Origin of the sequence: Pseudoalteromonas sp. T1lg10 (assembly GCF_002964545.1) — a bacterium.
Classification (GTDB): Bacteria; Pseudomonadota; Gammaproteobacteria; order Enterobacterales; family Alteromonadaceae; genus Pseudoalteromonas.
Genome location: NZ_PQBV01000004.1, coordinates 353,728 through 367,874, shown reverse-complemented (window position 1 = coordinate 367,874; position 14,147 = coordinate 353,728). Strand labels below are relative to the sequence as shown.

Below are 14,147 nucleotides of genomic sequence, written 5' to 3'. Positions count from 1 at the left end.
ATAACAACTATGAATTTTAGAAGTTTTTTAGCAACCAGTATTCTCGCCCTCGGCCTCAGCCAAGGTGCTATAGCCAAACCACAGCTGATCGATCAGGTGGTCGGCACAGTCAATGAAGGGGTCATTTTACAAAGTGAAGTTGACGCCATTATCAACCGTGTTAAAAGCCAGGCTAAAACCAGTGGCCAGGAGCTGCCAAGCGACGATGCGCTGCGCGTACAAGCCATTGAACGTTTGATTGACCAAACTCTGCTGCTGCAACTTGGCGAGCGCATGGGTATGGAAATTTCCGACGGTCAGCTTGATCAAACCCTAGCCAATATGGCTCGCGAGCAAGGCGGCACCATAGCCGATATGCGCGCTTCTATCGAAGCCTCAGGAGAGAGCTTCCAACAGTTCCGTGAAGATATGCGTAAAGAAATCACCACGCAACAGGTGATGCGTGCCAATGTTGACCGCCGTATTTATATCAGCTTGCAAGAAATTGAAAACTTGTTGAAAATCATGGATCAACAAGGTGGTAATGCGGAAGAGTATGACATCGGCCATATCCTGATCGACATTCCCAGCGGCGCCACCGCCGAAGACATTGCCAGCGCCCAGGAGCGTGCTACCAAGGTTATCGATATGCTTAACGATGGCCAGGAATTCAAGCGCATCGCCATCGCCTCATCAAGCGGCTCAAAAGCTCTTGAAGGTGGTCAGTTAGGTTGGATGGGCACCAACGAAATGCCATCACTGTTTGCAGAAGCGGTGAAGGGCAAGAAGAAAGACGATATCATAGGTCCACTGCGCAGTGGCGCCGGTTTCCATATCATCAAGGTACAAGACGTACGCGGCCGCCAGGTTGTGGAAACCGTTGAGGTTCGCTCGCGTCACATCCTGTTAAAGCCATCGATTATCCTGAGCGAAGAAAAAGCCCGCTCTATGCTGGCCGGTTTTGTTGAAGACCTGCGCGCCGGTGAGGCTGACTTTGCTGCACTAGCCAAAGAATACTCGGAAGATCCAGGCTCAGCACTTAAGGGCGGTGAGTACGACTGGACCGATCCAACCACCTATGTTCCGGCTTTCCGCGACACCCTGATGGCATTGGATAAGAACGAGATCAGTGAACCATTCCGCTCTACTTTCGGCTGGCATATAGTGCAACTGCTAGATAAGCGCGTTGCCGATAAAACCGACCTGGCCAAGAAAAACCGTGCCCAACAATTGCTGTACAACCGTAAATTCAAAGAAGAAAGCTTTGCTTTCCAACAGGAAATTCGCGAACAAGCACATATTGATATTTTCGTAGAGGAATAAGGGCCATGACGTTGCGTATCGCTATCACCCCAGGTGAACCGGCCGGCGTGGGTCCTGACTTACTGATTGCCTTAGTGCAACAGGAGTGGGACGCGCAATTGGTTGCCATTGCCGATGCGCAATTGCTACAACAGCGGGCCGCTACCCTGGGCCTGCCGCTGACCCTGATCCCCTTTGACGAACAGGCACAGGCGCAGCCAACCGCCGCCGGCACTCTGTTTTATCATCAGGTGGACTTACCGGTGGAAGCTATCCCTGGTCAGTTGGATGAGCAAAATGGCGAGTATGTGCTCGACACCCTGCGCATTGCCTGTGAAAAAAATATGGATGGCACCTTCGACGCCGTGGTCACAGGCCCGGTGCATAAGGGCATTATCAATAAGGCTGGCATTTCCTTTAGCGGTCATACCGAATACTTCGCCCAGCAATCCAACACCCCGGATGTGGTGATGATGCTGGCCACCGAAGGTCTACGAGTGGCCTTAGTGACCACACATATTCCCCTGGCCTATGTGTCCAAAGCCATTACCCCAGAGCGTCTGGCCAAGGTCATTGGCATTTTAGATCACGATTTGCGCACCAAGTTCGCCATCGAACAGCCGCGTATTTTAGTTTGTGGTTTAAACCCGCACGCCGGTGAAGGCGGACATTTGGGGCGCGAAGAAATCGAGGTCATGACCCCTACCCTTGAGGCCCTTAATAACCAAGGCATGCACCTGATTGGCCCACTGCCCGCAGATACCCTGTTTCAGGATAAATATCTCAATGAAGCGGATGCAGTACTGGCTATGTATCACGATCAGGGGCTACCTGTGTTAAAATATAAGGGTTTTGGAAATTCAGTAAATATCACCCTTGGCCTTCCCTTTATTCGGACCTCCGTCGATCATGGTACAGCCCTTGATCTGGCGGCCAGCGGCCAAGCAGATGCCGGCAGTTTCCGCGTCGCCTTGAGCGAAGCAATAAAACTGGCGAGCAAAAAAGCGCAGAGACAATGACAGATAAAGTACACTTAGGGCACCGAGCGAGAAAACGCTTCGGGCAAAACTTCCTCAATGATGACACCATTATTGATAAAATCGTAACCGCTATCGACCCACGTGTGGGCGATAATCTGGTGGAGATAGGCCCTGGTCTGGGCGCGATCACCGAGCCGGTCACCGAGCTGACCGACCACCTTACGGTAGTTGAACTTGATAAAGACCTGGCCGAGCGCCTTATTCATCACCCCTTTATGGCACCGAAATTGACAGTGCATCAGGGTGATGCAATGAAGTTCGATTTTTCGAGCTTGCTTAAAGGTGACAAGAAGCTCAAGATTTTCGGCAACCTGCCATACAATGTATCTACCCCTTTGTTATTCCACTTATTTGAATACGTGGATGACGTTGAACACATGCACTTTATGCTGCAAAAAGAAGTAGTTAACCGCATGGTTGCATCACCGGGCAGCAAAGCATTTGGTCGCTTAAGCGTGATGACTCAATACTACTGCCATGCGATTCCAGTGATTGAGGTGCCACCAACCTGCTTCAAGCCAGCTCCTAAAGTTGACTCTGCGGTAGTAAGACTGGTGCCAAAAAATCCAGAACAACGCACCGCAAAAAGCACCAAGCTGCTTAATACCGTGTGTTTGGAAGCCTTTAATCAGCGTCGTAAAACCTTACGCAACAGCCTGGCTAACCTGCTTGATGCCGAGCAGCTAGAAGCCTTGGGCGTAGACCCGACTGTGCGCGCGGAAAGTTTAACACTACAGCAGTTTATCGATATCGCGAATTGGCTATATGACAACCAGCAGTAACTCAGAGTCGGCCATTAAAGTCATGGTGGAGACCTTCTATGTCGAGGGTCAATCCGAGCCTGAGCATGACAAATATGTGTTTGCCTACAATATCACCATCAAAAACCACAGCCTGAGCAGCGCCCAGCTGCTTAGTCGCTACTGGCTGATCACCGATGCCAATGGCAAGGAAGTAGAGGTCGAAGGCGATGGCGTAGTCGGCGAGCAACCGACCATAGGTCCGGGCGAAAGCTATAGCTACACCAGCGGCGCCGTATTAGACACGCCGGTAGGCACCATGCAGGGCTATTATGTGATGCGCAGTGAGTTCGGCAACGAATTCCAGGCGCCTATCGATGTGTTCCGTCTTAGTTGCCCGAATATTCTGCACTAAGCCATGGCTCAGTATGCAGTTGGCGACATCCAGGGTTGCTATCAGGAATTAGATGCGCTGCTTAAGCGCATCGACTTCAACCCCAGTAAAGATCACCTCTATTGCGTTGGCGATATAGTCGCTCGAGGCCCGGACTCCCTCGCCTGTCTGCGACGCCTGCACACTATGGAGCATGCCGTTAGCATTACCTTGGGTAATCACGACCTGCACCTGCTTGCCACCCTAGCCTTGGGAAAAGAAGCCAACCCAAAGGATAAGCTTGCAGCCCTGTTAACGGCACCGGATTGTCCTCAGCTGCTTGCCTTCTTACAGCGCCAACCTTTGGCCATCTGGCTGGAAAAGCGCCGTATGCTGATAAGCCATGCTGGCCTGTCGCCGCAGTGGTCGCTGAGCCAGGCGCTGCAACAAGCCCGTGTTGCCGAGCAATGCTACCAAGGTGAAGACGCCGCCTACTATTTTGCGCGCATGTATCAAAACGCACCAAGCCAATGGCATGAGGCACAAAGCAAGGTGGAGAAGTTTATCTACACCATCAATGCCTTTACCCGCATGCGTTTCGTTGACAAGCAAGGCGCGCTGAATCTCAGCGACAAGGGTGCACCGAATCAAAATGGCTCGCTTATTCCTTGGTTTAACCACCCTAATCGCGGCCAGGAGGACTTTGATATTGTCTTTGGTCACTGGGCGGCGCTCGAAGGCCATACCGGCATAGACCATATTCACGCCTTGGACACTGGCTGTGTCTGGGGTGGCAGCATGACGGCTATGAATCTGAAAACTAAAAACAAAGTATCTATCCCCGCCCACCTTTGAAACACAGCCTGTCAGGCTCTGTGCTACTTTTTTCCACACATCGCCTTTGTTGTCGCATTGGATATTTATTTGCTACAGTCATTTCTCTGCCAAGGAGGAAAATATCCATGAAAAACAAGCTTATTGCGCTAATGATGACGCTGGCGCCCCTCAGTACTCTGGCCAGCACTACAGTGCTGTACAACGCCAAGGGTTATACCCCAACTCAGGATGGTGAGCTCACCCGCTTTAGTACCCTGGCAATTAAAGATGGTCGTGTACTTAATCACGGCGATCAGCAGCTCGCCAAAAGCTATCCCGATGCCAAGCGCATAGACGCCCAAGGCAAAGTGCTGCTGCCTGGGTTAATCGATGCCCATGGCCATGTTATTGGCCTAGGCCAAAACCTGATGCGCTTGGATTTACGCGATACCCAGTCGGTGGAACACATTGGTGAGAAGCTAAAAGCCTTTGCGGCGCAATCAAAGCAAGAATGGATTATCGGCCGTGGCTGGAACCAGGAGAACTGGCCAACAAAACGCTTTGCCACGGCGGCAGACTTGGATAAATATGTCAGCGACCGCCCTGTGGTACTGACGCGCATCGACGGTCATGCCATCTGGGTTAATACCAAGGCCATGGAGCTTGCGGGCTTTAAGGGCTCGGAGCAAAATCCGGAAGGCGGCGAAATCATACGTAACAGCCAGGGACAAGCAACCGGGGTGTTTATTGATAAGGCGGAAAACCTGATCAATGCCCATATTCCCAAGGCCGATTTCCAGGCTCTCTCCACCGCCCTGGATAAGGCTGGTGCTCATTTACTCAGCCTGGGTATTACCAGCACCCATGACGCTGGCATAAGCAAAGACACCTGGCAGCTTTATCACCAGCGTGCCGAACAAAAGAACCTGCCGCTGCGCATCTATGCCATGCTCAGTGCCGCCGACCCTCAGCTGTTAAGCATGCTTAAGGCTGGCAAAATCGACGATGCCAACGACATGCTCTCCATTCGCAGTGTTAAGGTCTACGCCGATGGCGCTTTAGGCTCCCGCGGTGCCGCCCTGCTTGATGAATATGCGGATCGCAAGGGGCATCACGGCCTGATGCTGGAAAGCCAGGCGCAGTTAGAAGAAATCTTTAAAACCTGTTTTACCCATGGTTTTGCGGCGCACACCCATGCCATAGGCGATCGCGCCAACCGCGATGTGCTCAATGCCTATGAAAACGTGTTTAAAAGCACTGGCGGCAAATTACTACGCAATCGCATCGAGCATGCGCAAATTGTTGCGCCAAGCGACATCCCTCGCTTTAAGGAGCTGGCAATCATTCCCTCTATGCAGCCAGTACATGCCACCTCGGATATGCATATGGCCGAATTGCGCCTAAACGAGCAGCAACTAAGTGGCGCCTATGCCTGGCAAACGTTTTTAGCCCAGGGCTCTAAGGTCGCCGCTGGTTCGGATTTCCCGGTGGAGCTGGCAAACCCCTTCCATGGTCTGTACAGCGCTATTACTCGTCAGGATCATAACGGCCAACCGCAAGAAGGCTGGCGCCCACAGGAACTATTAACCCGAGAGCAGGCACTGCGCGCCTTCACCTTGGATGCAGCCTATAGTGCCCAACAGGAATTTAAACTGGGTAGTTTGGAAAAAGGTAAATGGGCCGACTTTATACTGATCGACACAGATATTATGACTGCCCCGGTGCAGGACATTTGGCAGACTCAGGTATTAGAAACCTGGCTTGGCGGTGAAAAGCGATACAGCCGACAAGATTAAAGCAACAGGGTTTTAAACATCGCTGATAGTGGAAGAAGTGACAAGTAGCCTAGAGGCAAATTAGCCTAAATATTCTCACGCCATTTGTCCTCTTCTTCGCTTTACGTTAGCATTAGAAATCGCTGTGAGAGCAAGGATTCGCATGCACCACAGGGCGATTACAGAGGATAAAAAGGTCAATTTGCACACGGGTAATAAACCGACAGTTAACACGGGAACCGTTATGCTAAGGAACAACCCGATTTAAACGTGCAAATTGACATAAAAGTAGCTAGACCTTAATGCTAGCGTCATACGGTTGTAACAAAAAGGACAATTGTCCCAGCAGGCTTTAAGAATGTTTCAGTATCATTTTTCGACGGATCTCGTTGAGCAACTTCTAAATTATGCCGGTACTTATTACCAGCAGGAGAAAAAAGAAGTCTTACTGCATCAGGACCAACCGCTACAAAAGCTAGTCTTGGTGCGCAGTGGTACTGTGTCTTTTAGTTATGATGTGGGCAATGGCCGCCGCTTGTTGCTAGGCCAGCTTGATTGTAACAACACCTTGATCGGCGAAATCGAAGCCTTGAATAACCAGCCCTGCATTTATACCGTTACCTGCTTTAGCGATGTCAGTTACAACCTGATTGAACTAAAGCACTGGCGCCAGGTGCTTTTGGCCAACCCGCAACTCAGCCTCTATACGGCGCAAACCATTGCCGCCAAATTTCAGGAAAACCAAAAGGTTAACCTGGATAAGCTGTTGCTGCCCCTAAGTTATAATATCGCCAAGGATTGCCTGATGCGGGCTCAGAATACCAATCCCACGCTGCTGCGTGCCTACCCGACGGTGAGCGCCGAGGCGGAGCGTTTCGCCACCACAGAGCGTGCCTATCGCCGGGTGGTAACCGAGCTGGTCGATAAGGGCCTGATAGTACGTTCAAAGGAAGGCTTACAGGCCATCGATATTCCGGCTCTCTCGGCCTTTGTCGATAGCTTTATCTAATAGCAATTCACTTAAATAGCTAATCATTCTAGCGGGCTAAATATCATGTTCACATACTTAACAGAATTGGTATAAGCATAAAAAAAGCAGCCTAGGCTGCTTTTTATTTCACTGTCTATTACACAAACAGGTCTTTAATGTTGGCAAGGTCGGATTTACCTTCTTGCAACTCTTCTGGCGTCAATCCCGACAACTCGTGCGGGAACACCAACCACTCGTCCGAGTCATGGATGTAATAATCCGGCTTCATCGGCACCTTGGTATTCTTCGGCTTGTAATAAGGACAAGCAACGCGAATATCTTGAGGCAGGTTTAAACGCATCAGTTCAGCCAGCTTTTCTTTTAGCGCATAGATGCTGCGGCCCGAGTCGAATACATCATCAACGATCAACAAGGAGTTATCGGCATTGGCATTTTCGATAATGTAATGCAAGCCGTGTACCTTGATCTCTTTCGACTGCTTGCCGATACCATAGTATGACGAAGTACGTCTGAGATATGATCTGTGTCTATGCCCTTGTAGTCATAGTACTCTTGCACGGCGATACCTATAGGTGCGCCGCCACGCCAAATACCAATGATGAAATCGGGTCGAAAGCCATCTTCATAGACTTGTGCTGCAACGCGGAACGAATCTTCCAGCAACTGTTGCGCGGTAATATAACGCTTATCTGACATAGGAGTGCCCCTAATAATTAAATGGCGATAGTGCCAGCATATTGCACTCTGCCGCCATGATCTTGAAAGACTAAAGGCGGCAGATTCTAACGTATTTATGGAACAAATGCTCTAGGGGATTACCCTTGGCCTTCATTTTGTTCCGTATCGGGCTGATGCTCGGGTAACAACAGATTAAGCACTATGCCAAAGATGGCACAGAGGCTTACCCCTTGCAGGGCAAATTCGTTGCCGCCGATCTGCATGCCGCCGATACCAAACACCAAGATCAAGGCGATGATCACCAGGTTGCGCGGTGCGCTCACATCCAAATCCGCCTTCATCAGGGTTTTTAAACCTACCACGGCAATGGAGCCGAACAGCAAGATCATAATGCCGCCCATTACGGGCACGGGAATGGTCTGTAAACCGGCGCCCATCTTGCCGATAAAAGCCAATACCACGGCGATTATGGCGGTCCAGGTCATCACCCTTGGATTAAAGTTTTTCGTCAGCATCACAGCACCTGTCACTTCCGAATAGGTGGTATTCGGTGGTCCGCCAACACTGGCCGCCAAGGTGGTGGCTACGCCATCACCCATTAAGGTGCGATGTAAACCAGGCTTTTTCAAAAAGTCCTTACCGGTGACATTGCTGATCGCCATCATGTCACCAATATGCTCAATGGCCGGCGCCACGGCGACCGGGATCATAAAAGCAATAGCCTGCCACTTGAATTCCGGTGCGCTAAACGCAGGTGCTGCAAGCCAGCTGGCTTGTTGTACCGCGCTAAAGTCGACCACGCCAAATGCCAGGGCACACAGATACCCGGTCAAAACCCCAGCCAAAATAGGCACCAAACGCCAAATACCACCGCCGAATACGGAAACGACCAAGGTAGCAACGAGCGCCGACATGGAGATCCACACCGCATCATGGTAGGCAACCAGCTGTGCCGTGCCATCGCCGCTTTTACCCATGGCCATATTTACCGCCACCGGCGCCAAGGCCAGACCTATCACCATGATCACAGGGCCCACCACCACAGGCGGCAACACCTTATGCAGCATATCCGTGCCTTTTAAGCGCACCATCAAGGCCAACAGCATATAAGCGCCACCGGCGGCCATCAGCGCGCCCATGGTAGCCGCACTGCCATAGAGCTGATTACAGGCAATAATAGGAGCGATAAAAGCAAAGGATGAAGCCAGGAACACAGGCACCTGGCCACGGGTGATCCATTGAAATGCCAAGGTGCCAAGGCCAGCGGTAAAGAGCGCAACATTGGCATCCAGCCCTGTTAACAAGGGCACTAAAACCAGGGCTCCAAAGGCGACAAACAGCATTTGCGCGCCGGTTAGCATGGTTTTAGGAGATAGAAATGCGCTCATTAAACGGTACCGAAGATCTTATCGCCGGCATCGCCCAATCCTGGCACTATGTATCCTTTTTCATTTAGGTGGCTATCCAGTGACGCGGTGTAAATATCCACATCCGGATGCGCTGCTAGGGTTTTGTCTATGCCTTCCGGCGCGGCTACCAATACGATCACCTTGATCTGGGTACAACCTGCTTTTTTTAGCATATCCAGGGTCGCTATCATAGAACCACCGGTGGCCAGCATAGGATCGATAACCAGGCTTAAACGCTCATCAATATTACCTACCAGCTTTTCAAAGTAAGGAACTGGCTCCAGCGTTTCTTCGTTACGCTCAAGGCCAACAACGCTGACCTTGGCGCCCGGGATCAAGTGCATAACACCGTCAAGCATCCCTAGGCCGGCACGTAAAATTGGCACTACGGTAATCTTCTTCCCTTTAATACTTTTTACGGTTAGCTCATTTCCCTGCCAACCTGTGATTGTGGTATCCGCCAGCTCAAGTGTTTTCGTTGCTTCATAGGTAAGTAGCGTACCTACTTCCGAAGCCAGCTCGCGAAAGCTCTTAGTGCTGATGCCTTGCTGACGCATTAAACCAAGTTTGTGTTGTACTAAAGGGTGATCAATTACGTGAATTGCCATAGAAAGACCTAGTTGGAAAAATTTGCGCTATTTTAACCAGTATAGGGCCTGAACTGAATTAGATTTAAAATCAAAAACAAAAAAACCACGATAATAATCGTGGTTTTTGAGCTTTTTAGCGATTTTTACATCACTAACACGAAGGCAATGGGTGTTATAGACCTGCGTGTTCTTTTAGCACGGCGATAAGTGGCGAGTCACCATAGCCATTGCTTGTTGCCCAGTTAAGATCGGCACCATCTTCAAGTACGCTTTTAGGCAAGCTCTTGATAATGTATTCACCCGTATCTACTGCCTGACTGGCCACCGCATGGCGCACCAGGTTATTGCCGCCACATTGCACGCTTTCACTGATATCGCGCAGCTTAACACGCGCACTGAGCAAGGTTTTACGCAGGCGATGTTTATCATTGGCGGCTATGTATTCACAGATGCTCACGGCGAGACTATCGTTGGCACTAACGGGCGCACTATAGAATAACGGAGTGGCCAATATAACCATTGCGATAGCCCCAGATAAAAGTTTAATTTGCTGCATTATTAACACTTTTCTATCACAAATAAGACAAATAGTTTACCAATCGAGACCTGTTTTAGCAAACGGCTCACTCTGCTTTACGCAGTGTGACAAACTCGTAATCGTGTGGATTCGCCTCATCCTTAACATGTTGCTCGCGGGCGATACAGCGCCAAGGGCCCACAGCTTCATAGTCCGGAAAGCAGGTGTCGCCGGCCACATCCAAATCAATAAAGGTTAAATACAGGGTATGGCACAGTGGTAAACATTGGCTGTAGATATTACCGCCGCCGATAATCATCACCTCTTCAACCCCTTCTACCAGGCTTAGCGCCTGTTCAACCGAAGTTGCCGTTTCGGCGCCGGCAAATTGATAGTCGCCACTGCGGCTGATCACTATATTTCGGCGTCCGGGCAGGGCTCGACCGATGGACTCCAGGGTTTTGCGGCCCATAATCACGGGTTTGCCTAGAGTCACTTGTTTAAAATGCTTTAAATCGGCGGGTAAATGCCAGGGCATGTCATTGTCTTTGCCTATCACCCTATTATGGGCCATCGCCGCTATCATGGAGATTTTCACTGCTGATTCCTTTACTTCACTCATAAAAAAGGGCGCAAGCGCCCTTTAGGTAATCAATTAACGTTCGTAGATAACTTCGACATCATAGTCGTCGTCATCCCAATCGTCCCAATCATCATCGTCATTATCGTTCACTTTATTTTTGGTTGCATGACGGTGATAAGTGTCCCACTTAAACTCGACTTCTTCTGTCTCTTGTTGCTGCTGCTCGAACTTATCTTTCGGCATAGACTCAAGCAACTGCATGATATCCTGACACAGTTCCTGCGTATTTAGTTTACTCGCGGCACTGATTTTATAGATATCCTGCTCAACACCCATCTCTTCGGCGATACGGGCGCAAGTTTCTTCAACTTCATCTTCCGGTAGCAGATCGATCTTATTGAAGACCAACCAACGTGGTTTATCGGCCAGTTTAGGGCTGTACTGATGCAGTTCATTGATAATGGCAAAGGCATTATCAACCGGATCAGAACCATCGATCGGCAGCACATCGATAACATGTAACAACACACGACAACGCTCTAGGTGCTTTAAGAAGCGAATACCCAAGCCGGCACCATCGGATGCACCTTCGATAAGACCCGGGATATCGGCAATTACAAATGATTGACCCGAAGCCGGACGCACCACACCTAGGTTTGGCACCAAGGTGGTAAACGGATAATCGGCAACCTTAGGTTTAGCCGCCGATACGCTGCGAATAAAGGTCGACTTACCGGCATTGGGTAGGCCTAACAAGCCCACATCGGCAAGCAGCATAAGCTCCAGCTTAAGGTTACGCACCTCTCCCGGTGTGCCTAAGGTCTTCTGACGAGGCGCACGGTTGGTACTGGACTTAAAGCGGGTATTACCTAAGCCGTGGAAACCGCCCTTAGCAACGATCAACTTCTGCCCATGCTTGGTTAGATCGCCCAGGGATTCTTCGGTATCAACGTCGGTTACTCGGGTACCAACTGGCACCTTTAAGATTAGATCTGTGCCCTTCTTACCGGTACAGTTACGGCTTTGACCATTGGTACCGCGTTCGGCGCGATGGAAGCGCTCGAATTGGTAGTCAATCAGGGTATTGAGGTTCTCATCGGCCTCAAGGTAGACACTGCCGCCGTCACCGCCATCGCCGCCATCCGGGCCGCCATCGGGTACGTATTTTTCGCGGCGAAAGGAGACTACGCCACTGCCGCCGTCGCCAGCTTCTGCGCGGATTTCGACTTCATCAACAAATTTCATGATTTTTCACTTAGCGGATCTGCGATTGAATGTTTCTATTATATCAATTGCTTTTGATTAATGCTCATTAACAATAGGCTTAGATAAGAGAACCTGGCCTTATTTGCAATTGAAAACAAAAAACCCCGCAAGAGCGGGGTTTTTCAGTAAGTCTGTAAGCTGATTATTCAGCTACGATGCTCACGTATTTACGGCCTAGTGGACCTTTTTGTTCAAACTGAACTTTACCATTTGCAGTTGCAAATAGAGTGTGGTCTTTACCCATGCCTACGTTTGAGCCAGCGTGGAACTTAGTACCACGTTGACGAACAATGATGTTACCCGCTAGTACAGATTCACCACCGAAACGCTTAACACCTAGGCGTTTGCTTTCTGAATCACGACCGTTACGAGTACTACCAGCTGCCTTCTTATGTGCCATCTTTCTGTACCTCTAAATTAAGCGCTAATGCCAGTGATTTTAACTTCAGTGAACCACTGACGGTGGCCCATCTGCTTACGAGAATGCTTACGACGTCTAAATTTAACAATCTTCACTTTCTCGCCACGACCGTGAGAAACAACCTCAGCTGTAACTTTACCACCGTTTACGAACGGGGTACCGATCTCGATTTTCTCACCATTAGCAACTAAAAGTACTGTGTCAAATTCAACTGCTGCACCAGTTTCAACGTCTAGCTTCTCTAGACGAATCGTTTGACCTTCAGTCACACGGTGCTGTTTACCACCACTTTGGAAAACCGCGTACATAATTAACTCCGTCTGTGCGCCCTCAAATCGACGCAACTAAATATTCTTCAATAGGGCGCGAAGTCTACGCTAAAACACCCTTCTTGACAAGCGTCTTTTTCAATAAATTATTTGAAAAAATGGCGCCGATGAGGACATGAAAAAAATTTTCCCTATTCTATCTTTTTTTACTCGCTTGCCAAGCGTATTAGGCACTTTTTAAGCAATTAATTTGCCTTTATTGATTTTTTTGCTACTGGGCCAAGAAAAACTTCCCTTTATGGGGAAAGTGTCGAGCTGAAGCTAAAATTAATGTACAATTCTCGGCGCATTTCCCCGGACAAACGATGTGGCACGGAGTTAAATGGATATAAAGGCTATCCAGACGCTTATCGCTGACGATATGAACAGCGTCAACCAGTTAATATATGCGCAGATGCAATCAGATGTTGCTCTGGTCAATCAACTTGGCCTCTATATAGTCAACAGCGGTGGCAAGCGAGTCAGACCTATGCTGGCTTTGTTGGCGGCACGCGCACTGGGCTATCAGGGTGATAAACACATCACCTTAGCAACCATAGTGGAGTTTATTCACACCGCAACCCTATTGCATGACGACGTGGTCGACGAATCGGCGCTACGCCGCGGCGAACCAACGGCCAATGCCGAGTTTGGCAATGCCGCCAGCGTCTTAGTAGGCGACTTTATCTATACCCGCTCATTCCAGTTGATGGTTGGCCTAGGTCAAATGCGGATCATGGATATCCTCGCCGATGCCACCAATGTCATCGCCGAAGGGGAAGTACTGCAGTTGATGAACTGCAACGACCCGGATACCACAGAAAAGAGCTATATGCAGGTGATCTACTCAAAAACAGCCAAGCTGTTCGAGGCTGCGACTCAGTTAGCCGCGGTGATCACAGAGCAAGACTCTCAGGTGGAAGAAGCCATGCGCCTGTATGGTATGCACCTGGGCACGGCTTTCCAATTAGTAGACGATGTGCTGGATTACAGCGCCGATGCCGAAACTCTAGGTAAAAACATAGGTGACGACCTTGCCGAAGGTAAGCCGACACTCCCGCTTATCTATGCCATGTCCAAAGCCGAGCCAGCTCAGGTTGAACAAATTCGTACCGCCATAGAGCAAGGCAACGGTCTGGAGTACCTAGACGACATTCTTGCCACCCTGGCACAAACTCAGGCCCTGGAATTCACCATGGAGCGCGCCCAGCAAGAAGCGGATAAGGCCATTGCCGCACTCGAGTTTTTACCCGCCAGTGCCTTTAAAGACGCCTTGGTGGCACTCGCTAATATCGCGGTTAAACGGGATCACTAAATATAAATAGCGGTGAACAGAGCGCACAAAAAAGGCCAGCATTT

At 49.8% G+C, this 14,147-nt stretch carries 15 protein-coding genes and 1 pseudogene; 8 read left to right on the top strand and 8 right to left on the bottom strand.

All coding sequences use genetic code 11. From position 1 onward, the window contains the following. Window positions 1-9: 9 nt before the first annotated feature. The 7 genes from surA to C2M17_RS04040 all read left to right on the top strand — a co-directional run bounded on the left by surA (window position 10) and on the right by C2M17_RS04040 (window position 7,034). On the top strand, window positions 10-1,302 hold the full coding sequence (gene surA, locus C2M17_RS04070) for a peptidylprolyl isomerase SurA (protein ID WP_105199582.1): 1,293 nt from the start codon (window positions 10-12) through the stop codon (window positions 1,300-1,302). Between the two features lie 5 nt (window positions 1,303-1,307). Next, complete coding sequence (gene pdxA / locus C2M17_RS04065) at window positions 1,308-2,300, top strand: 4-hydroxythreonine-4-phosphate dehydrogenase PdxA (RefSeq protein WP_105199581.1); 993 nt, start codon at window positions 1,308-1,310, stop codon at window positions 2,298-2,300. Beyond that, the gene (gene rsmA, locus C2M17_RS04060; protein ID WP_105199580.1) at window positions 2,297-3,103 is read left to right on the top strand and encodes a 16S rRNA (adenine(1518)-N(6)/adenine(1519)-N(6))-dimethyltransferase RsmA; all 807 of its coding nucleotides are present in this window, start codon (window positions 2,297-2,299) and stop codon (window positions 3,101-3,103) included. Before pdxA ends, rsmA begins: the two co-directional genes overlap by 4 nt. After that, window positions 3,087-3,476, top strand: a complete 390-nt coding sequence (apaG, locus tag C2M17_RS04055) for a Co2+/Mg2+ efflux protein ApaG (protein ID WP_105199579.1) — start codon at window positions 3,087-3,089, stop codon at window positions 3,474-3,476. Before rsmA ends, apaG begins: the two co-directional genes overlap by 17 nt. A gap of 3 nt (window positions 3,477-3,479) precedes the next feature. Further along, complete coding sequence (locus C2M17_RS04050; protein WP_105199578.1) at window positions 3,480-4,289, top strand: symmetrical bis(5'-nucleosyl)-tetraphosphatase; 810 nt, start codon at window positions 3,480-3,482, stop codon at window positions 4,287-4,289. 107 nt (window positions 4,290-4,396) lie between these two features. Beyond that, entirely contained in the window at window positions 4,397-6,046 is a 1,650-nt protein-coding gene (locus C2M17_RS04045) for an amidohydrolase (RefSeq protein ID WP_105199577.1), read from the top strand. A gap of 337 nt (window positions 6,047-6,383) precedes the next feature. Then, entirely contained in the window at window positions 6,384-7,034 is a 651-nt protein-coding gene (locus C2M17_RS04040; RefSeq protein ID WP_105199576.1) for a Crp/Fnr family transcriptional regulator, read from the top strand. A gap of 118 nt (window positions 7,035-7,152) precedes the next feature. On the opposite strand, the pseudogene C2M17_RS04035 reads toward C2M17_RS04040, so the two are convergent. The 8 genes and pseudogenes from C2M17_RS04035 to rplU all read right to left on the bottom strand — a co-directional run bounded on the left by C2M17_RS04035 (window position 7,153) and on the right by rplU (window position 12,788). Continuing rightward, window positions 7,153-7,712: pseudogene (locus tag C2M17_RS04035) on the bottom strand (phosphoribosyltransferase). 119 nt (window positions 7,713-7,831) lie between these two features. Further along, complete coding sequence (locus tag C2M17_RS04030; protein ID WP_105199575.1) at window positions 7,832-9,082, bottom strand: uracil-xanthine permease family protein; 1,251 nt, start codon at window positions 9,080-9,082, stop codon at window positions 7,832-7,834. Next, the gene (upp, locus tag C2M17_RS04025) at window positions 9,082-9,711 is read right to left on the bottom strand and encodes a uracil phosphoribosyltransferase (protein ID WP_105199574.1); all 630 of its coding nucleotides are present in this window, start codon (window positions 9,709-9,711) and stop codon (window positions 9,082-9,084) included. The genes C2M17_RS04030 and upp overlap by 1 nt, the downstream gene beginning before the upstream one ends. Before the next feature lie 154 nt (window positions 9,712-9,865). Further along, the gene (locus C2M17_RS04020) at window positions 9,866-10,213 is read right to left on the bottom strand and encodes a DUF3718 domain-containing protein (protein WP_105199762.1); all 348 of its coding nucleotides are present in this window, start codon (window positions 10,211-10,213) and stop codon (window positions 9,866-9,868) included. 103 nt (window positions 10,214-10,316) lie between these two features. Then, window positions 10,317-10,808 (bottom strand): type 3 dihydrofolate reductase, encoded by a 492-nt coding sequence (gene folA, locus C2M17_RS04015; RefSeq protein WP_442792596.1) that lies wholly within the window; start codon window positions 10,806-10,808, stop codon window positions 10,317-10,319. A 57-nt stretch (window positions 10,809-10,865) separates the two neighbouring features. Beyond that, window positions 10,866-12,038, bottom strand: coding sequence for an Obg family GTPase CgtA (gene cgtA / locus C2M17_RS04010; RefSeq protein ID WP_105199573.1), 1,173 nt, complete (start codon window positions 12,036-12,038; stop codon window positions 10,866-10,868). A 163-nt stretch (window positions 12,039-12,201) separates the two neighbouring features. Then, window positions 12,202-12,459, bottom strand: coding sequence for a 50S ribosomal protein L27 (gene rpmA / locus C2M17_RS04005; protein ID WP_105199572.1), 258 nt, complete (start codon window positions 12,457-12,459; stop codon window positions 12,202-12,204). Window positions 12,460-12,476: 17 nt separating this feature from the next. Next, window positions 12,477-12,788: a 50S ribosomal protein L21 gene (rplU, locus tag C2M17_RS04000; RefSeq protein ID WP_105199571.1), complete on the bottom strand. Its 312-nt coding sequence runs from the start codon at window positions 12,786-12,788 to the stop codon at window positions 12,477-12,479. A gap of 343 nt (window positions 12,789-13,131) precedes the next feature. On the opposite strand from rplU, the gene ispB reads away from it, so the two are divergent. Further along, window positions 13,132-14,103: an octaprenyl diphosphate synthase gene (gene ispB, locus C2M17_RS03995; protein WP_105199570.1), complete on the top strand. Its 972-nt coding sequence runs from the start codon at window positions 13,132-13,134 to the stop codon at window positions 14,101-14,103. Window positions 14,104-14,147 lie beyond the last annotated feature (44 nt).